Origin of the sequence: Ignavigranum ruoffiae, from assembly GCF_023195815.2 — a bacterium.
Lineage (GTDB): Bacteria > Bacillota > Bacilli > Lactobacillales > Aerococcaceae > Ignavigranum > Ignavigranum ruoffiae.
Genome location: NZ_CP096206.2, coordinates 958821 through 979347, shown reverse-complemented (window position 1 = coordinate 979347; position 20527 = coordinate 958821). Strand labels below are relative to the sequence as shown.

Sequence of the window (20527 nt, the reverse complement as noted above, 5' to 3'; positions counted from 1 at the left end):
TATGTTACAATTCTAATAAGTAAAATTTATCATTATTCTCATGATAATTTCAGAATGAAAGGGTGAGGCGATGAATTCGAAAAATCGATCCATTTTTCAATTTATTGTATATAGTTTATTTGGTATTTTTATGTTTTTTGTTCCGATTCAGATTGGTGAGACCAATACCATTCCCATTGATCATATTGTAGCGCGCATTCAGAGTATTCCGAATCTAACCTTAGTGACGGGGTCCTTGTTGATTATTGTCGGAAGTATCTTACCTTTTGTAACAGGATCATGGAAGAAGAATAACATTACTCGGATTCTTTCCTTGATCCAGATTACGGCGATTCCTTTCTTAACCATGTATCTCTTTAAGATTGGACCTCAAGATTTATTGAAGGAAGATATGATTCCCTTTATCTTTGAGAAGATTGTCACCCCGGTAACGACCATTATACCGATCGGGGCTGTCTTCTTGGCTTTTATTGTTTCTTATGGGTTAATGGAATTCATTGGGGTGCTGATGCGACCGATTATGGTGCCTTTATTTAGGACACCGGGACGAAGTGCGGTAGATGCCGTGGCTTCTTTTGTCGGTTCGTATTCAATCGCCTTATTAATTACCAACCGGGTCTATAAGGAAGGGCGCTATAATCAACGAGAGGCGGCTATTATTGCGACTGGCTTCTCAACGGTTTCAGCGACTTTCATGATTATTGTCGCCAAGACAGCGGGGTTGATGGATCAATGGCTCTTGTATTTTACGACCACGATTATCGTGACCTTTGTGGTCACCATGTTAACCACTCGCCTTTATCCCTTGGCTACTAAATCAACGACGTATTATCCAGAAGCCACCCCTGAAATTGAACAAGACGTCAAAGCTGACCGACTCAAAGTGGCCTGGCAAGAAGCACTTGCCGTTTCCGCTCAAGCGCCTAAATTAATCGATAATATTGTTTCAAATTTCAAAGATGGCCTGACCATGTCGGTTAAAATCGCCCCATCCTTAATGTCAGTGGGTATCTTGTCACTGATTCTAGCTCAATATACACCACTATTCGACTGGCTGGGTTATATCTTCTATCCAATCACCTGGCTAGTCAGATTGCCGGAAGCCATGTTAGCCGCCAAGGCAGCTGCCTTAAGTATTGCTGAGATGTTCTTGCCGACCTTGCTAGTGGTTAATGCCGCCGAACCGGTGCGTTATGTCATTGCCATTGTTTCAATCTCTGAAATACTATTCTTCTCCGCCTCGATTCCTTGTATCATGGCGACCGAAATTCCCTTACATATTAAAGACTTCTTGATCATTTGGTTTGAACGGGTCGTCTTATCTATCTTAATGGCCACACCATTAGTATATTGGTTATTTATCTAAGTTTATTAGAATAGACAGGAGACAAGGGAGAATTACCATCGGTCATTCTCCCTTTATTTTGTATGAGCAGAACCTGTAATCAAGCGTATCGTTTGCATCTCATCGATGACAAAGTTACCATCAAATGATGAAGATAGTTCAATCCATGTCAATATCTAATTCTCAGATCAACAGTAAAGGAGCATGGGATGATTGAATTTAAAAATGTAAGTAAAATCTACCAGGACAAGCCGGTAGTCAAACAGTTAAACTTAAAGATTGATAAAGGTGAATTCTTTGTCTTAGTAGGCCAAAGTGGGAGTGGAAAGACCACAACCCTGAAGATGATTAATCGCTTGATTGAACCTGAAGAAGGGGTTATTTACAAGGATGGTCGCGATATACAGTCCTATGAGTTACGCCCCCTCCGCTTAGAGATTGGTTACGTCTTACAACAGATTGCTTTATTTCCGAATATGACTGTAGTCGAGAATATTAGCCTCATTCCCGAAATGAAAAAATGGCCCAAAGCTAAACGATTGACCGAATGTAAGAAACTCCTAGAGAAAGTCGATCTTGATCCAGATACCTATTTGAATCGTTTACCTAAAGATTTATCGGGTGGCGAACAGCAAAGGGTAGGTATCTTAAGGAGTATTATTTCTCACCCTGATATTCTTTTGATGGATGAACCTTTCTCTGCGCTAGATCCTATTTCACGGAGTCAACTGCAAGAATTAATTAAACAACTTCACCAAGAATTGAAGATGACCATTGTCTTTGTAACGCATGATATGAATGAAGCCTGTTTATTGGCTGATCGAATTGGTGTTATGAAAGACGGCGAGATGATTCAAGTCGGCAGTGTTGACCAAGTCCGTGACCAACCAGCTAATCAGTGGGTGGAAGAATTATTTCATGGGGGAGGGGAAGGAGCATGACCTCTTTGATTCAAACCTTTCAAGAACGATTTGCCGACTGGCTAGTAGCTTTAGCCGAACATTTACAAATATCCTTGTTTGCCTTATTACTCGCCATTGTCTTAGCGATTCCATTGGCCATTCTTTTGACTAATTATCCTCGTTTGCGTCAAATAGCTGTGCAGATTGCAGGTGTATTTCAGACCATTCCTTCCTTAGCCTTATTAGGTTTGTTAATTCCAATTCTGGGGATTGGGACCGGATCGGCAGTCACTGCTCTGGTCGTCTATGGAATGTTTCCCATATTGCAGAATACCTTGACGGGTCTAGTGAATTTAGATCCTAATCTGGTCGAAGCAGCCAAGGCTTTTGGTATGACGAAGTGGGAACGCCTGAAGAAATTTGAACTGGCCTTAGCGATGCCAGTCATTATCTCTGGAATACGCACCTCGGCGGTATTAATTATTGGTACGGCGACTCTGGCCGCTTTAATTGGTGCCGGCGGCTTAGGAAGTTTTATTCTATTAGGGATTGACCGTCATAATATGGACCTGATTCTAATCGGCGCCATTTCTTCGGCATTGTTAGCCATCCTATTTTCTAGTTTTATTGCTTTCTTGGAGAAGAAGTCCCTTAAGCAGATTTTCTTAGCCTTTCTCGTCTTAATCATGGCTTTAGGCGCTTCCTATGGGCCAAAATATTTGAATAAAATGGCCGGCCAATCGGATGAATTGGTCATTGCAGGTAAACTAGGCCCTGAACCAGAAATTCTGATCAATATGTATAAATTATTGATCGAAGATCAGACCGATTTAAGCGTGCGACTGGAACCAAATTTCGGCAAAACAAGTTTCTTGTATGAAGCCTTAAAGGCCAAACAAGTGGATATTTATCCCGAATTTACCGGAACCATTGCTTACAGTTTATTAGCCGATGTTCCTCCAAGTAGTACCAATCCTGAAGAAGTTTATCGCTTGGCCAAGGAAGGCATTGCTGAACAAGATCAATTGGATTATCTCTTACCGATGCAATATCAGAATACTTATGCTTTAGCTATGCAGGAAGATCTCGCTCAAGACCAGCATATCGAAAAGATTTCGGATCTTAAAAAGATTGAAAAACAAATTCAGGCCGGTTTCACTTTGGAATTTAATGACCGACCTGATGGGAATTTGGGCTTGCAGTCGAAATATGGTTTAAACTTACAAGTCTCAACCTTTGAACCCGCACTGCGTTATCAAGCCATTCAAGAAGGGCAGATTCAATTGATTGATGCCTATTCAACGGACAGTGAATTACTAGAATATGGTTTGCGAGTGTTAGAAGATGATCAGCAACTCTTTCCGCCTTATCAGGGAGCCCCTCTACTGAGACCTGGTTTATTGAAAGACCATCCAGAACTTGAGGATTGTCTCAATCAATTAGCCGGAAAAATCAGTGAAGAAGAAATGCGGCAGATGAATTATCAGGTCAAGGTCGATGGTAAATCTGCTGCTGAAGTTGCTGAAGAATACCTTAAATCGCAAAATTTATTAACCCGCTAAATCATTAAAAAAACAGTTGGCGAATTTATTGTGATAGATGCTGAATGAAGAGTATATTTCGGTTATTAAAATAAACCCAGCCATTTAAAAGCTTGACTAAGTTCTGTGCAGGACAGATTGAGCTTTTAATATGCTGGGTTTTATGCTATTAAAAGGTCACAAGGGGAGAATAGCAAGTTAACAAGAAATCGGTCTATTCGATGATCCTCTGCCTTTTATTTCTTCGCTTGGCGAAAGCTTTCCAAGTAGTGGTCGACCAATTCACTGCTAATATCTTCCTGATAATACCTGGATTGTAACTTGCCCTCATCAAAGTACAATTGGTCTAATTTACTGACTTCATCAGTCGCCTGATTATAGAATTCCACCAGAATCCCATCTTGGTAACGGGAGAAATTGAGTTTGTTCTTTTGTAAGGAAAGAGTCAGGACCGACATAATTCCATCCGAGCCGAGGAAATATTCATCAGGATCTAGATCGCTCTGGGCGAGTTGATTGGTAAAGTCTTTCAGGAACCCATTAATTTGGTTCATTGTCTCCGTTAATAATTTGTCGGCATCTTCTGGAAGTCGACGATCTTGATGGTCATCATTTAGTTGATCAATTAATTCTTCTTGAGTCATCTTACATTCTCCTCCTATCTATAAGTATATTTTATAACTTTTGAGCGAAAATGCCCATAAATTAGCTTAGATTAAGATTTAATGCACTTTTCTTTTTTTATTATAATTTTTAGTAATTTTATCATTATTTTAATTAATGATTGGGGCTAGCAATTTAAATTGACTATTAGATTCTATCGGTTAAAATATAGGGGAAAGCGCTATCATCTAATTTCATTTTAATGAATTAGGACTATTTCTAAGATAAGGCCATATCTTAGGTACTTCATAAAGAAAGAAGGAAAGATATGACAGAATTTATTAATAAAAAAAGATTTGATAACACTTTAGTGAATGGATTAGTGGCATTTATTTCTGTATTTATTACGGCTAATGTGTTTTGGATTGTTTTCTCACAGCTATTTAAATTTATATTTACGTTAATCAGCGGATCTGCCCTTAATCGCTTAAGCCCTGAATTAGCCAGTGCTTGGATGACCGTTGCTGTCGAAGGCGCCTTCTTTTGGTTAGTGATTACACCATGGATTTGGATGGCCTTAAATCTAGGTAATCCAGGGAAATATGACCATGGTATTAAGCAGCCCGGGGTAGGGCTTAGATATCTCTTAAGAAGTATGCTTTGGGGATTGATTGCCTTTTTCGTCTTTACTATCTTCCTAGGCTTCTGGTGGGAACCATTTAGTTTAACTTATTTATTCCGTCCTGAGAATGATCAAGCTGCCAGCATTGCCATCAAGAGCTTTACTGCTTTGAACTTCTTTGCTTTAGCAGCTATTCTGGCTCAAATTCCATCTGTTTCGTTATTTGGTAAGTGGCCCGCTCAGTTATTTACAGATGATCCTAAAACGATTGGCTTTATCAATTTCTCCTTGAGTTTGGGCATTGCCATCTTAGTCTGGTTAGGCATCATGATTCCTGGATTTATGGAACCGATTGAATATATGGGCCAAGCGATCACTCGTAACCCATGGGGAGGTTGGCATGGTGAACTAGCTTGGTTCCAACTTTTTATCTTATTCTTCTTAATTCCAGCCGAAGGATTTGCCTTGTATCCTCAACGTTGGATTACGCGTAAACAGCCTTGGTCTGGTTTGGTCGGTCTGGTCATTGCTATGTTGGCCGCTTTTGTCCTGCATCCTGTCCTTAAAACAATCTTAGCTCCGATTGCAAGTGCAGCGAATCTGCCTGACAATGATTTGATGGTCGCATCTTTTGCCCTGTCAATCATCAATGTGATGTTAACCTGGCATCAACTTTTTGAAGATTATCCTCATATTGATCAAGTAGGGGGGCATGAAGGGCGACGCATTCTACGTCAATTTATCATCGTGATCGTTCTTGGATCTATCTTCGGTTTGATTTGGCCATTTATTTGGCAACTTCTGCCTCTGGCTGGCAATGACCTTGGTTTAGGTCATCCAGTATTAGGACTAATTGCCGGTCACTTTGTTTATATGATGCCAATGTTATATACTGGAACCGGATTTGACCGCTGGCCAGTCAATCAGAATGTTGATCAGTAGTAAACTTATAATTATGGCTTTCTTTTTACCACGCTTTCGGGCGTGGTTTTTGTGTTATGATGGATTAGGAGGGATAGAGATGACGTTTACGATGATTAAAGGAGACATTACTGAATTTCAAGGAGATGCGATTGTTAATGCGGCCAATGAGTCTTTACTTGGCGGTGGGGGCGTTGATGGGGCGATTCATCGGGCGGCTGGACCCGAATTATTAGAGGAATGTCGTAAATTAGGTGGCTGCCGGCCTGGTCAGGCAAAGCTTACCAAAGCCTATCAACTACCGGTTAAATATGTCATTCATACCGTAGGTCCCCGCTATCGAGGGGGTCAATACGGTGAGGCTCAGATTTTAATCGCTTGTTATCAGAATAGTTTGGCATTAGCCGATCAATATGACTGTCAGTCCATTGCTTTTCCCTTAATTTCTGCTGGGGTTTTTGCTTATCCCTATGAAGAAGCGGTTCAAATTGCTCAAGATTCGATTGAAGGATTTTTAAAGAAGCACAACTCTGAGATGGACGTGTATTTAGTATTGTTTGATCAATAATTTCATCATTACGATATATTTTTGTGAATGCTTTGATCAGCTTAATCCATAACTTTTCATTTTTGAGAATGAGCTGATTTTGTTACATTCAACATAGAATAAATTTAAGAAAAGGTGTCATTTCCGCCTCAAAAAATGTTATAATTTGTGGTCGAAATGATTAATTAGGGAGATAGATATGACGAATCATTGGCAAGAATTATTGTTGGCCTTTCTGGTGACCTTATTAGCGGGACTTTCAACCGGAATTGGTAGTTTAGTCGTGTACCGTAAACGTGAATTAAATACTAACTTCTTGGCCGGGTCGCTAGGTTTCTCAGCTGGAGTCATGTTGTATCTCTCTTTGATTGAAATCTTACCAGAATCTCGAGTAGCCTTGGCCGAAATTTATGGTGACCGCCTAGGACTAATTTATACCACTCTAGCTTTTTTCGCTGGCATGATTATCTTAATTGCAATTAACCGATTTGTTCCCAGCCCAGATTTCTTTAAATCTAGTTTAAATCATCAACATGCTGATCCTACTTTAAGTTCTGGGGAACTTTATCGGGTAGGGATTCTAACCATGTTGGCAATTGCCATTCATAATTTTCCCGAAGGATTTGCTAATTTTATTGGCACTTTACATAATCCGGCGCTAGGGCTGCGTTTAAGTTTAGCGATTGCAATCCATAATATTCCTGAAGGAATCTCGGTAGCGATTCCGATTTATTTTGCGACCGCAAATCGGCGTAAGGCTGTTCGAATTTCCTTCCTGTCCGGGGTTTCAGAACCCTTGGGAGCATTATTAGGATTTCTTTTATTTAGACAGTTTATTTCAGAAGCAACTTTTGGCGTACTTTTTGCCATGATTGCTGGGATTATGACCTATATCTCAATCGATGAATTATTACCGATTGCTGAGAAATATGGAGACCATAAATTTGTAATCCGTGGTATTCTAACAGGAATGGCAGTCATTGCCCTGAGCCTAGTCATCTAGTTATCAATCTAATCCAATACAATTTATCCTATCAAGTTTTGCTTGGTAGGTTTTTTCATATAGTTTGCATGTATATAGTCATAATGAGAAAGGAAATGGCATGGAAGTAAGAGAATTATTGAATATTTTAACCGTTGCAGAAAGGCTTAAAGATACCACGCGTCATTGCTATACTTCACAAGGGCGCCAGGAAAGTGTGGCAGAGCATACTTGGATGATGAGCCTCATCGCTTTATTATTAATGAATGAATTCGAAGAGGTGGATATGAATAAAGTGATTCGTATGTGTATTATTCATGATTTAGGGGAATGCTTTACCCAAGATATTCCTGCTTTTGCCAAAAATCAAGACCATCGGGACAAAGAAGAACAATTACTCAACCAGTGGCTCGATAGTTTTCCTACCTATCAAGCCCAAGCCTTCAAGGCATTATTTGTTGAAATGGCAGAACGACAAAGCTTAGAAGCCAAGGTTTATAAGGCCATAGACAGCTTAGAAGCCTTGATTCAGCATAACTTCTCTGACTTATCAACTTGGTCGGAGAATGAATTGGACTTTAACTTACACTATGGCGACGACAAGGTTGAATTCTCACCCTATTTCACGACTTTAAGAGAAGCCATCCGCCAAGATATGCTAGAGAAGATTGGCCAGAGACAAAGGGGAGCAGGGAAATGAAAAATTAACTCAAAAATACAAGAGTAGAGGATCTACATATTGATCTTCCACTCTTGTATTGTTTTATTTGTTCATATTTTGTCTGTATTGGTAGAGGAAATTGGGCCAATCGGTTTCAATGACATTTGCTCCTAATTGATACATTTGCCCCCAGCCTTGATCCGGATTCTCAAATAAGGAGTAATCATCTTCACGGCCAAAGAAAAAGGGTTTGTCTTTCCCTAACTTCTCCCCATCCATCAGGATAATTTGTTGATTTGCTTGCAACTCTTTGATAAATTTATCATCTAGTAGGTCAGTGTTGGCATTAAGTAGAATCATTTCAATACCAATCAGTTGAATTTGCTTTAAATCTTTAACTCGGTAATAATCCTCTTGACAATGGGCAATGGGAAGATAGGCTATTTTTTGATTCGTTTTATTTAAGGCTTTGAGATAGTCATAACCGTCACCTGCTAAGTTATTTTTCAAGAAACAACGATCGATGACATTATATTTTTTAAAAATTTCAAAAAATTGAGGATCATCCCAATACCACCATGATCGGTCAATATTTATCATCTTATCTTTCGGAAACCAAGCTAAATAGTCTTCTAAGCGCTCAACTTTGTAATTCGATTCCAGGCCAATTGAATTTCGTTGATAAACGGCTTCAATCTCGTCGGAATATAAGTCATGAAAATGACGATCTAAGCCAAGTAATTGAGCTTCTTGGGTCGAATGGAAGAGATAATAGATATGGTCTTTAGAGCGACAGACATCCAATTCAATAATATCAGCTCCAGCCATAAAGGCCAATTGAGTAGATTGACGCGTATTTTCAATAATATTGCCACCTCTAAAGCCTCGATGAGCCATAATAAGGAAAGGGAATACTTGAGCGCTTCGTTGAATATATGATAGGTTCATGATTTATCCTTTCTGCCAACGTGATTCTTTCAAATTGGAAGTTACATAGACGATGGCGGCACCTAAAGAGAAGACAAACATAATCGCTGATAAAGCGGCCGCTCGTTCATAAGACATATACGCGTTAAACTGATCATAGAGGGCAATCCCTAACATTCTAGGATGGGTACCACCCAGCAAATACGGGGTGGTAAAAGACCCAATATTCGACATAAAGACAAAGGTCATAGCTACTAGGATGTCTTTATAAGAAAGCGGGAGAATGATTTTCTTTAAGATATCGAAATGACTGGACCCTATATCGCGTGCTGCTTCAATATAAGAGTCTTTCACATTGGATAGGGAGGCAAGAATAATTAAAGTAGAAAAGGGGATGTTAAACCAAAGATTCATGAACAGTATGGCTTTCTCGGAATACATCCAGCCCAAGTTAAAATTTAGACCAAACAGAGAAGCTATTCGAGAGACGACGCCCCCATCCATAATTAAGACCAGAACGGATTGCACGGCAACGAGCCCAGGAATAAAGCGAGGAAATAAGGTTAATTTCCCAATAACTTTGGCAATCCAACTATTAGAGAAACGTAGATAGAGGGCTAGGAAGAATCCGATCATCCCAGTAAATATAACCGTTTCAAAAACAATCTTTAAGGTATATAAAATATTAGCTCGTTGAATGTCATCGGTAAAAAAATAGCTATAATTATCCCAAGTAAACTGACCGGTCTCTGGATGAGTGAATGATAGCACTAAGGCGTTAAAGACAGGATATGCAACAAAAATGGCAATGACTAGGAAAGCAGGAAGTACCATTAAATAGGGTGTCCATTTATTCTCCATGAAGCAAACCCTCCTTATTGAAGGATAAACTGTGGTCATAGTCAAAACTAATCGCGTCACCTTCAATTAAATCCAGTGCCTGGTTACGTTGTTGATAGGACTTATAGTGTTGGCCCTGGCTGTCTTCAATTTCTAAGAGGGTATAATGACCTAAAATCATCTTATGCACTAAGATTGCTTGATGACTAAATTGGTCTTTTCTACCGACTTTAATGGCTTCGGGTCGTATTGCTAGGGTATGGTCTCCTTGAGAAATCAGGTTCATCGCCCCAATAAAATTGGCTACAAATAAATTTTCAGGATGGTCATATATTTGATCAGGGCTCCCAATTTGAGCAATATGACCTTGATTCATGACGACAATACGGTCAGAGATGGCCATAGCTTCCTCTTGGTCATGAGTCACGAAGATGACAGTGATTTTTAGCGTTTGTTGAATACGTTTAAGTTCTTCACGCATCTCTTGACGGATTTTGGCATCTAAAGCAGAGAAAGGCTCATCGAGTAATAAGACTTCGGGTTCTAATAATAAAGAACGGGCAATTGCAATTCGTTGTTGCTGACCTCCTGATAGTTGAGCCGGAAATTTATCTTCCATACCCACTAGCTTAACCATTTTTAGCATCTGATGGATTCTTTCTTTAATGTCATTTTTCTTGAGCTTACGTAATTTCAAACCAAATGCTAGATTCTCATAAACAGTCATATGTGGCCATAAATTATAGGATTGAAAGACCATCCCAGTTGGCCGGTGCTCTGGTTCAAGCGGAGTTACATCTTGCTGATCAATCAGAATTTGACCTGAAGTCGGCTTAATAAAGCCACCAATCGCGCGAAGAATCGTCGTCTTTCCACATCCAGAGGGACCAAGCAGGGTTAGAATTTCATGTTCATAAATATCTAAATTAATATCACGAACCCCATCACCATTTGAGAAAATTTTAGATAAATTTTGAATTTGTACTTTAGTTTTCATAAAGACTCCTTTATTTCATCTGAAATCCTTTGCCAAGGGCATCGGAAGAGATATATTTGCGAAAGACTCTAAGGAAAATTAAGGTTGGAATCATTAATATTAAGGCGAAAACGGCTCCAGCTGTTGGCGGGTATTGCATAATGACCCCATACATCGCCGTTGCCATCGTATTAATCTCAGGGAAACCGACTAATAGAGTACCTTGGGCTTCTTCAAGTGAGCCTAGGAACGTATACATCGATGCCACCGCAATCCCCGGCATGGCTAAAGGCAGGGTAATTTTCCGAAATACAGTGAAGGGAGACGCACCCACATCACGACCCGCTTCTTCTTGCTGACGATGAATCGCTCGAAAAGCACCTGAAGGTAACCAAACCATAAACATTAAGGTATTAATCATATGAACCAAGATAACACCTGGCAAAGTTCCCATTAATTTCAATTTATAAAAGATAATCCCCATAGAGATATAAAGGCCCATCTTGGGAAAGGCATTCCCTAACAGGAAAGAAAACATGAAAAACTTGCGTCCAGGGAAATTATAGCGAGCAATCGCATAAGCAGCGGGTAAACAAATGATCAAGGATACAATGGTAGTGATGGTTGCAACAATGAGCGAAGTCCCAATTGAAGAGACTAGATTCTCCTGACTGAGGACAAAATTCCACCATTCAAAACCAAACTCTTGGGGAATAACATTAGGATAGCGATATATATTAGCGAAAGCTATCATTAAGTTGTTGACTAAGGGGCCATAGAAGAAAAGCAAAAAAATTGCAAAGAAGATAAATTCAAAGAATTTTTTAGGACCTATCGCATAATAGAAACGCCGCGGAGACATCATAAAGATCAATCCTTCCTAAATGATTAAAAAACAAACGGGCAAGATATGTTGATCTTTGCCCGTTAAGGTTAATTTAAGTAAATCTTGGGAGCAAAAATGAAACAAAGTTAGAGCATAGTATCATCAGAAAGCAGAAATTATTCTAATGTACCGATTTCGCTATCCCATTTTTCATATAGTTTGGTAGTCAGATCCCCAATTGAAGCGCGACGGAAAGCTTCCACCGAAATATCTTTTAACATTTCAGCATTTTTACTTTCAAATTGTGTTTCGACTAAAGGAATGGCAGCTAATTCATCTAATAGGATTTGTTGAGCCTCATCTGAAAGCATGAAATTCATTACTGCATAAACGCCCTCAGACTTAGAACCAATGTTAGGCATTGCAAATGTAACTAAATTTCCAGTAAATGAAGGGTCAATTTGAGCAATCTTAGTCGTTTCAGGTAAGCGACCTTCTGTAGTTTGAGAAATAGCCATATCAGCCCAAGCAGGAATCATGTCAACTTGTTGGTTAGCCAATAAATCTAAAGTTCCTTGGTTCTTATGAGGGTAAACTGTCTTACCACCAGATTGATATAAGTAAGGGTGAAGTTCTTTTAATAAATCGAATCCTTGAGTCCATTGTTCCATATTGGCTTCATCAGCAGATTGAAGGGCGGCTTCATCTAAGAAGTTATAAATAGCTGTTACCGCAAAAGAACCTCCAGCTCCACCTGAAGAAGGTGTATTGTAAGCAAACTTGCCAGGATGATCCTTAATCCATTGGTATAATTCTTCTGCAGTTTTAGGAACTTCTTTAACACGTTCAGAGTCATAAGCGAGTACTACGGTGGTTCCACGGTATGGTGACAAGAACTCTTTGCCTTCAGCTAATTCAGCAGCCACACGTTCAATATTAGGAATTTTAGAAAAATCAAGCGGAACAAAAATATCTTCCACTTCATTGGTGTAAGTTTTGAATTCATCAGCACCCAGTTCAATAATGTCATAGTCTGTGTCTGTTTCACCAGCCTTAGCAGCAGCCAGGACACGGTCTCGAAGACCTTGAACCCCAGAACCAGAAGTAATCCATTGGATTTCTAATTCATATTTTTTACCATCTTCTGAAGCATTAAATTTATCTTTGACAGATTCTAAGGCCATTTTTACGTTATCAGAACCAGATCCCCAAAGCGTGATTTTTTCTTTTTCAGCAGCATTGACGTTAACGAATGACGAAGCTAAAGTACCGATTGCTAAGGACAATGTTAGGGCTTTTGCAATAAATTTTTTCATGAAGATGCTCCTTTATAAATTTATATAAGAAGTATATCAAGCCAAAATTAAAACATTGTAAATTTTTATCGGTAGGATTGTAAATTTTAAGTAAATGAAATGTAAAGCTGAATGAACAAGATTATTAAAGTTTATTGATTAATAGAAGTGGTAAAATTATCTTAATGGTGTTTGGGTTAAAATGATTGATCAAACTGTGATTAGAATTCAATTTCAGAATAAATCCATGGTGAGATTCCAAGCTGATTAAAAAGATTCATATAGAATATTTTTCGCTGTTTCGTTGATAATACATATTATGTTAACTAAAATAAATAAAAATATACCTAGGTTTTTGACTGATCCCCCCTCTCAACTCCCTAGAAATCGTGAATGGTAATGATAATTCCAAAATGGTATGGTATTTTGAGATATTTTAATAAAATTGAATTTCAAACAATAAAAGGAGATGCTTTATGAATAAATTTGTGATTATTATTAAAAATAATTTGTTGACGCTATCTGTCATCTTCTTAATGCTGATTGCTAGAATTTTCGTTTTTCCTGTTTATTCGATTGATGGGGCTTCAATGGATTACACCTTACAACATAATGAAAAAGTGATGGGAATCAAAATGTTCGACGTTGAGAGATTTGATATTGTCATTGTTCAAGTGCCTGAAGCCAATAAACGTTATGTTAAAAGAGTGATCGGCTTGCCCGGTGATAAAATAGAATATAAAAATGATCAGTTGTTTATCAATGGAGAATTTATTGAGGAAGCATTTTTATCTGAGAAGAAAAAAGAATGGGACTTGTTTACAGATGATTTCACTGTCGAAAAAGTCCCTAATGGTGAGTATTTTATTATGGGGGATAATCGTAGAAATTCTATAGATAGTCGACACATCGGCACTGTCAGTCGGAATCAAGTCATTTCCAAGGTCATTCTAATCTACTGGCCTCTTGATAAGATTAAAATCCTCAATGAGTAAAATATGACTCACTTCCCTACTCACTTTCTTAATACGAGCCAGCTTCAAAATGAATTCACACAAAATAAAAATTATTTGATATAGGCCGAAATCTAGTTAGCAGGATTTCATTATGAATAAATTTTACTTTCATGAATTAATAAGAACGATCTATCCCATCATCTTTACTTCTAAGATATATAGAGTTAAAAGTCAGAAATCCAATGCTGAAATATATTATAGCTTGTAAAACAAATAACAAAATTTCGATAAAATTAATATGGTTATTGGCTACAATGTTTGTACTTAATTGAATACCTCGTTTGATGGGCAGAATATCTCCAACAAAAATAGCCCATTTCGGCAAACTTTCATCATCAATAATTGCACCACTGAAAAATAATAAAAAATATGAGATTAGAGATTCAAAGGAAGCAACTTTAGTATATTTTAAAGTCAAACCAACTAAGAAGAGTGTGAATCCTAAGATTCCTACAGAGCTAATGCAGAAAATTAATAAGATTCTGAAATCAAAAAATAAATTGATTTGAAATATCATCTTGATAATAAGAAAGATCATTTGAACTTTAAGGAAATTTATCAGAAACCAGACTAAAGATTTTATAAGTATAATATATTCGAATTTAATAGGTTTAATGAGTAATTGTTCAAGTGTCCCCATTTGTTTTTCAGTTGAAATTGAAACGGAAGCCTCGCTAATTAAGGAACTTAATAAATACCAATAAATAAAACCAATATAAACACTCTGACTGTTATTAAATTTATTTATGATGATAAGTATTGCAAAAATAAAAAAGGTGATAATCATTTCCACTAAGTGATCCGGATAATATGTTTTTAATTCAATTAAGTATTTTTTTATTTCAGCTTGAAAATAACTAATCATAACATCCTCCAGAATATAAATCTTTTAAAATGTTTTCAAGTGAATTTTGTGCTTTCTTAATTTCTTGGATAGAAGACATATTATCATCTAGATCACTCAAAATTTTTTGAGTATCAGATGAAGTTAGATCATAAAATTTAATGGAATGATTATTGAGAAAAGTATAATTATACTTTAGTTGCAATTCCTTTATTATCTTTTCGGTATTCTCCGTCAGATTCATGACAATATAGAAAAAATTCTTGTGGTTAGAATTCATTTTTTTGAGATCTCCGTATAATCCATCGAAGAGAATTTTTGCTTTGTCGATAATAATGATATTATCAGATAATTTTTCTATAATATTTGCTTGATGGCTTGTTAAAATAATTGTTTGGTGGTTATCACAAGATGATTCTTTAATCTTGTTGCAAATAGTCTCCGTACTTTCGAAATCTAAGCCTAAAGTGGGTTCATCCAAAAATAAAATGGACGGTTTATTCATCAATGCAATAATTAAAGATAATTTTTGTAACATGCCTCGAGAATAATTGCCACAAGGTTTATTAATTGATTGACTGAGGTTGAATTCTTTTATCATTTTTTGAATATGGGGACTATTATATTTCAGCTTAGATTTTTGCAGAGACAAAAAGTACTCAATATTTTGTTTACCAGTTAAATAATAATAAAGGTTATCCACGCTTTCCAGAACGGCTGCTGTATGCTGGTAATAATCATGTTTAAGGTTCTTTATATTTTCATTTTTGAAAAAGATATTACCTTTAGTAGGATGAATCATATTTAATAACAGTTTTATTAAAGTAGTTTTTCCTGATCCATTTTTTCCTAAAATAGTTGTTATTTTTCCTTCTTCTATCTCTAGATTTATTTCGGATAAGACAATATTGTCATCGTATTTTTTTGATAAATCGTTTACAGTTAATATTTTATTCGACATTTTTTCCTCCGAAATAATAGTAAGAAATGCTTAGGATTTCAAGAAGCTTGTTGTCCTAAGCAGATTTTTGTTATTTTTATATAAATTTAATGTTCTACACAAATAAATTGTAAATCTTTTAAAGGCTATAAGTTACAATTGAATAGCCGACGGGTATGGCTAGCCAGCTGACGGTAGTTGCTAGGATAGCTGTCTCAGGATTGATAAATTGACTCAAAATTAACAAGCATAATGCGAAAGGAATGCTTAAGACTGCCATCAGATGGTGGGTCTTTCGCCAATTCTTTTCGCTATTTCGCGTACTGGGAATACGAATCCCGATGAAAGCATTATAATCGAGATGTTCTACCAAAACGCCTAGTAACACCATGAAGATGGCAATAAGATATATTTCGTAATGTTGGACATGTTGAAATAATAGGACAAAAATTAACACGCAGTATAAAGCAAGATTAAGATGCTTGCTGTACGCAGCGGCACCATCTCTATAATTTTCGATGATTAAGTATAAGAAATATGCTAGACACAAGACGGTTTTAAACGCAGAATTTGGGATAACAAGCATTAAAGCAAGTACCAACAAGACGATCCACTTTTGTAAATTATTCATGCGATCCCCGCTTTCCAAAATTTATTTCACTACTATTATAACAAACCTATTTATCCAATAGTTCAACTTAAGGACAAAATCTGAATATTGATGTTAAACATGGGCTCGCTTCATAATAGAAAACCTTGTGAATAAAATATACGCGAAAATTAACTCAGCCATCGTATTTTTAAATCAAAATCTCTATATTATCAACCTCCCCTATTTATTACCGAAATGTAGCACTTAAGGAGTTTTTTTGTTAGTGAGATTTTCTTTCTAGGGTTAATAGGGCTTGCTTGCGGTCTAGTCCACCCGCGTACCCGGTTAATTGTTGTTGACTGCCAATGACCCGGTGGCAAGGAATCAGGATAGAAATTGGATTATGGCCGACTGCTCCACCGACCGCCCTCGCCGAAGTAGTTTTATGAGGAAAATACTGGTTAAGTTGGTCAGCAATCTGCTGATAAGTCATGGTTTGTCCATAAGGAATCTGTTGTAAAAGGTGCAAAACCCTTAGTTGATAAGGCGTCGCTTCTGGTTTCACTGGTGGGAGAGCAAGTTTAGGTAGATCGCCATTAAAATATTCCGTTAAATAATTTATGGCAAGTTGAATGATTGGCGTAACTTGTTCTGGAATTTCTTCCAAGTTATAGCCTTTCGCATAATACTTCTGCCCTGCAAACCAAAGTCCCTTGATAGCTTGATTATCTGCGATAATCAGCAACTCACCTAGGGGGGATGTTTGATAACTTTTGGATAACATCTCTAACACTTCCCTTTTTTTCGTATATGAATGGCACTATTAATTATATAAATTTTCTCACCGATCGTCGATGTCAGATTAGACTGGATATATCTCTAAATAACGTTGTTCACTTGAATAACCCGGTTTCTGATCAAGATATTCTTCCAGAATTTGTCCATCTTTCAAGAACAAAATATGCCGAGTTAGTTTATCAATCTCACTCAATGTATGTGAAGATAGTAAAATGGTAGTCCCTGACTGATGTAGTTGTTTGAAAAGCTGACGTGTTTCAATGACCGCTTGAGGATCTAATCCGTTAAATGGTTCATCTAGAATCATAATTTTTGGCTGGTTTAGGGTGGCTAAAGCTAACAACATTTTTTGTTTCATTCCCAATGAATATTCTTGAATTTGTCGGTGAATATAATCGGTCATTTTGAACGCAGTCACTGCTTCTTGCAACCGTTTGTCAGAGAGTCGATATAAGTGACCTGCATAAGTCAAATGATCCCAGCCCGTCAGATAAGGATATAAAATACTATTGTCTTTGAGAAAACTAACCTGATTAAAAATTCGATAATCTCTGACGGATTGATCTAATAATTTTACATAACCCGAAGAAGGATTGAGTAAGTTAACCATAATGTTTAATAAGGTAGATTTTCCCGATCCATTGGGTCCTACCAAGGCTACAATTTCTGGTTGATCTATCGTAAAATTAATATCCTTTAGGACAAGATGGTGATGAAATGATTTAGCAAGCTGTTTAACTTCAATCACAGTCATTATGCTTTCACCTCCAGCAATCTATTCTTACGTATTCGTTGATAGGTTAAAAAGTAAAAAATAGTCGACCAAATAATGAGAACAAATAATGATTGAAACCAGGAACTATTAGTCCATTGAAACGGAACCATAATAGAACCATCAAGTACTTTGCAACCATTTAAATGAGCAAATGGCAAATAAACTGTCAAGTTATTGGGAATCACTTGTCCAAAGTAGTAGCCTAAAACAAGAAGAAGACTCGTAAGTATTGATGTCGTGAGTTGTTTGGGAATATAGGTTGATAAGAAAGCCATCAGGTTCAGAATAAAAAGACTGGAAACAATATACCAGATACAATAATTTACAAACCAATTACCTAAATTTAGCCAATGAAAGCTATTGTCAAAGTTGGTTAAGATGTTTGGATGCGCTAGTAATTGATCATAATAAACTAAGGGAAACTCCCATTGTCCAAATCCACGACGACTCATCCCCAAAACGAATAATACCAGAATCGCTAGGCTAAAATATTTGAAGGCTTGAACCATTTGGGCGTATATCTTATCAAAATGAATTCTTTTAGGATTATTTGGTAACGTATATAACCAATAAAGATGTTCATACCGATCGCCTTCATTGTTATATGCCCCGCCCATAAAGCAAACGAGGAGTAGAATGCAAAAGAGATCGAAGCGAAAAACAGAAACAAACCGATACACCAGTCCAAGAAAGGATTGGTCGGCTGCCTGATAGGTTAATTGGTCTTGAAGTCGATCAGCAGGATTAACAGCCTCGTCATAGGGAGTCAGCGTAATGGCAGTACCTAATATTGGAGGAATTTCCCGTTCTTGAAAAGCTAGCAAACGTTGACTAGGTAATTTATAGGCAAAATCAGAAGGAAAGTCGCCAGTTGGATAATATTGATATCGCGGGAAATAACGCAAACCATCTGTAGCAGAATCAATGGTTGAATAAGGATTGAAGTACATAATAAGTTCATCTTGAAAACTTTGATAAAAGTGATTAGTTTCACCGTTTCTGAAAGCTGCCTGTCGATTCTTGATGGTTTGATAACTTTGATCAAAAAATTCCATGGTCTCATTTAAATGTTGTTTTTGATAATTTAATTGTGAGATAAAATTCGGATCCGTTTCTTTTTGTTCAGCCACTTCAATTAACTTGATTTTAGCTGAAAAATCGTCGTGGATAAGTTGATAATTTTGTTCGAAAAATGGTGCACTCACAAAAACTTCTTCACTATGTTGATCTTGTCTAAGTATGAAGACAAAACAAGAAAAGATTACCATGATGATTAATAGATAAGATATGAGATTAGCAAAATATGCTTTTAATTTACGACTTTCAAATTGTAGACTGCCAAATTTCTTTGTATTGTGCGATTTAGTTGTTCCAACAGCTCTCCATCTTGGTTTAGCTTTAGAAAATTTATTACGGGGATATAAATAATAGGCGCTAAAAAAGAAACAGAGGCTAATAATCAGCCAAATGATGATGACTGACCATCGAATTTGCTGACCGATATATTGATAGGTTGCTCGATTTTGTTGAATCAATTCTGTAAAAGAAAATTGTTTGAGGACAGTTTTTCCAAGGTATTGATTCTGTATATCTTGATAAAAAGGATTGAGATTCTGTTGAAACCATGGCATAAATTGAGTCAACATGCTGATAAAACCCGTAGTAGCTATAAAAATTAACCAAGATACACGCTCTTGACGAAAAATACTGGCGATGCATAAGGCTAAATTTAGGCAGAATAAGGTCTTTAAGAAAAATATAGCCCAACATGTAATCAAAATTTGCCAAGCTGGTTGGTAAATATCCTGGATATTAAGGACGCGTAAGGGATAATTGATATCTCCTAGACCTTGATGCGTGACCATTGCTATTGAAGCGGTTATCAAAGTTACCAACAAAATATATGTCAATGCAAGACTAAATGTTAATGGTAAATAAGTCATTAATAGATGACGTCGCTTGGTAGGTAAGGTCCATCGCCACTGGTGATGCATCCTTCCTAAATCTTCAGTGGCTAGCATTAGAATCATTAAACTAATAAAAATAATAGGAATATTTCCGAATAAAAAATCAAATCCATATATTAGCTGACTAACTGCTCCGTTCTGGCCACTGGATATTTTGGGATCAGTTTGTTGATTAAGATAATCTGCCAAGTGTTGGCCATAAGTTAGCAAGGCCTCTTCATAAGTATTTAAATGAATTTGATCGATTTCAATCCCCTCTCGTAAATACTTGATAAAGATATTCCACTGGCTACTTTGATAACCTTGACTGCTAGTATATTCTTGGTAATTCTGATCTTCTGTCATTGAATAAAAGTGGGCTTGGCCAGGACTGATTTGTTGGCTTTGCCGAAGATCTTCAATGTAGTCACCAGTATTCGGCCGAAATACGGAAATTAATTGGGCATAATATGATTCAAAGATACTCTGAGGATTTTGTTCACTAGAATGAGTTTGCAATTGAAAGTGATTAAATATCGATAAGATTGTAGCAATCGCTAACAATACATAGATTAATTTCCGCTTTATCAATCGACGAAACTCAAAGATGATAGACCCCATCATTCCC

Annotated in this window: 20 protein-coding genes; 8 read left to right on the top strand and 12 right to left on the bottom strand. The window is 37.0% G+C overall.

Annotation, left to right across the window (positions count from 1 at the left end):
• Positions 1-70: 70 nt before the first annotated feature.
• The 3 genes from M0R79_RS04690 (at position 71) to M0R79_RS04680 (ending at position 3809) form a co-directional block, all read left to right on the top strand.
• On the top strand, positions 71-1366 hold the full coding sequence (locus M0R79_RS04690) for a YjiH family protein (RefSeq protein ID WP_248416159.1): 1296 nt from the start codon (positions 71-73) through the stop codon (positions 1364-1366).
• 188 nt (positions 1367-1554) lie between these two features.
• Complete coding sequence (locus M0R79_RS04685) at positions 1555-2286, top strand: ATP-binding cassette domain-containing protein (RefSeq protein ID WP_248416160.1); 732 nt, start codon at positions 1555-1557, stop codon at positions 2284-2286.
• Complete coding sequence (locus M0R79_RS04680; protein ID WP_248416161.1) at positions 2283-3809, top strand: ABC transporter permease/substrate-binding protein; 1527 nt, start codon at positions 2283-2285, stop codon at positions 3807-3809. Before M0R79_RS04685 ends, M0R79_RS04680 begins: the two co-directional genes overlap by 4 nt.
• Before the next feature lie 215 nt (positions 3810-4024).
• Here M0R79_RS04680 and M0R79_RS04675 read toward each other — a convergent pair whose 3' ends face one another.
• The gene (locus tag M0R79_RS04675) at positions 4025-4432 is read right to left on the bottom strand and encodes a hypothetical protein (protein WP_248416162.1); all 408 of its coding nucleotides are present in this window, start codon (positions 4430-4432) and stop codon (positions 4025-4027) included.
• A 287-nt stretch (positions 4433-4719) separates the two neighbouring features.
• Here M0R79_RS04675 and M0R79_RS04670 point away from each other — a divergent pair, with 287 nt between their 5' ends.
• From M0R79_RS04670 to M0R79_RS04655, 4 genes are all read left to right on the top strand, one after another.
• Positions 4720-5955: a hypothetical protein gene (locus M0R79_RS04670; protein WP_092569852.1), complete on the top strand. Its 1236-nt coding sequence runs from the start codon at positions 4720-4722 to the stop codon at positions 5953-5955.
• 79 nt (positions 5956-6034) lie between these two features.
• Positions 6035-6502: an O-acetyl-ADP-ribose deacetylase gene (locus M0R79_RS04665; RefSeq protein ID WP_248416163.1), complete on the top strand. Its 468-nt coding sequence runs from the start codon at positions 6035-6037 to the stop codon at positions 6500-6502.
• A gap of 178 nt (positions 6503-6680) precedes the next feature.
• A complete protein-coding gene (gene zupT / locus M0R79_RS04660) occupies positions 6681-7484 on the top strand; it encodes a zinc transporter ZupT (RefSeq protein ID WP_092569856.1) in 804 nt (267 codons plus the stop codon).
• A 100-nt stretch (positions 7485-7584) separates the two neighbouring features.
• Positions 7585-8163: an HD domain-containing protein gene (locus M0R79_RS04655; protein WP_248416164.1), complete on the top strand. Its 579-nt coding sequence runs from the start codon at positions 7585-7587 to the stop codon at positions 8161-8163.
• A gap of 63 nt (positions 8164-8226) precedes the next feature.
• On the opposite strand, the gene M0R79_RS04650 is transcribed toward M0R79_RS04655, so the two are convergent.
• The 5 genes from M0R79_RS04650 to M0R79_RS04630 all read right to left on the bottom strand — a co-directional run bounded on the left by M0R79_RS04650 (position 8227) and on the right by M0R79_RS04630 (position 13009).
• The gene (locus M0R79_RS04650; protein ID WP_092569860.1) at positions 8227-9072 is read right to left on the bottom strand and encodes a glycerophosphodiester phosphodiesterase family protein; all 846 of its coding nucleotides are present in this window, start codon (positions 9070-9072) and stop codon (positions 8227-8229) included.
• Between the two features lie 3 nt (positions 9073-9075).
• The gene (locus M0R79_RS04645; protein WP_248416165.1) at positions 9076-9912 is read right to left on the bottom strand and encodes an ABC transporter permease; all 837 of its coding nucleotides are present in this window, start codon (positions 9910-9912) and stop codon (positions 9076-9078) included.
• Positions 9902-10888, bottom strand: a complete 987-nt coding sequence (locus tag M0R79_RS04640; RefSeq protein ID WP_248416166.1) for an ABC transporter ATP-binding protein — start codon at positions 10886-10888, stop codon at positions 9902-9904. Before M0R79_RS04640 ends, M0R79_RS04645 begins: the two co-directional genes overlap by 11 nt.
• A gap of 10 nt (positions 10889-10898) precedes the next feature.
• Entirely contained in the window at positions 10899-11732 is an 834-nt protein-coding gene (locus M0R79_RS04635; RefSeq protein ID WP_092569866.1) for an ABC transporter permease, read from the bottom strand.
• 137 nt (positions 11733-11869) lie between these two features.
• Positions 11870-13009 (bottom strand): extracellular solute-binding protein, encoded by a 1140-nt coding sequence (locus M0R79_RS04630; protein WP_248416167.1) that lies wholly within the window; start codon positions 13007-13009, stop codon positions 11870-11872.
• A 455-nt stretch (positions 13010-13464) separates the two neighbouring features.
• Between M0R79_RS04630 and lepB the strand changes: the two genes are divergently transcribed.
• Entirely contained in the window at positions 13465-13983 is a 519-nt protein-coding gene (gene lepB, locus M0R79_RS04625; protein WP_248416168.1) for a signal peptidase I, read from the top strand.
• A 136-nt stretch (positions 13984-14119) separates the two neighbouring features.
• On the opposite strand, the gene M0R79_RS04620 is transcribed toward lepB, so the two are convergent.
• From M0R79_RS04620 to M0R79_RS04595, 6 genes are all read right to left on the bottom strand, one after another.
• Complete coding sequence (locus M0R79_RS04620; RefSeq protein WP_092569872.1) at positions 14120-14869, bottom strand: ABC transporter permease; 750 nt, start codon at positions 14867-14869, stop codon at positions 14120-14122.
• Positions 14862-15809, bottom strand: coding sequence for an ABC transporter ATP-binding protein (locus M0R79_RS04615; RefSeq protein ID WP_248416169.1), 948 nt, complete (start codon positions 15807-15809; stop codon positions 14862-14864). The genes M0R79_RS04620 and M0R79_RS04615 overlap by 8 nt, the downstream gene beginning before the upstream one ends.
• Before the next feature lie 118 nt (positions 15810-15927).
• Positions 15928-16419 carry an SdpI family protein gene (locus M0R79_RS04610; RefSeq protein WP_248416170.1) on the bottom strand — a complete coding sequence of 164 codons (492 nt, stop codon included), beginning with the start codon at positions 16417-16419 and terminating at the stop codon, positions 15928-15930.
• Positions 16420-16660: 241 nt separating this feature from the next.
• The gene (locus tag M0R79_RS04605) at positions 16661-17164 is read right to left on the bottom strand and encodes a methylated-DNA--[protein]-cysteine S-methyltransferase (protein ID WP_248416171.1); all 504 of its coding nucleotides are present in this window, start codon (positions 17162-17164) and stop codon (positions 16661-16663) included.
• Between the two features lie 78 nt (positions 17165-17242).
• Complete coding sequence (locus M0R79_RS04600; protein WP_248416172.1) at positions 17243-17932, bottom strand: ABC transporter ATP-binding protein; 690 nt, start codon at positions 17930-17932, stop codon at positions 17243-17245.
• On the bottom strand, positions 17932-20490 hold the full coding sequence (locus tag M0R79_RS04595) for a hypothetical protein (protein ID WP_259561156.1): 2559 nt from the start codon (positions 20488-20490) through the stop codon (positions 17932-17934). The genes M0R79_RS04600 and M0R79_RS04595 overlap by 1 nt, the downstream gene beginning before the upstream one ends.
• Positions 20491-20527: the final 37 nt, after the last annotated feature.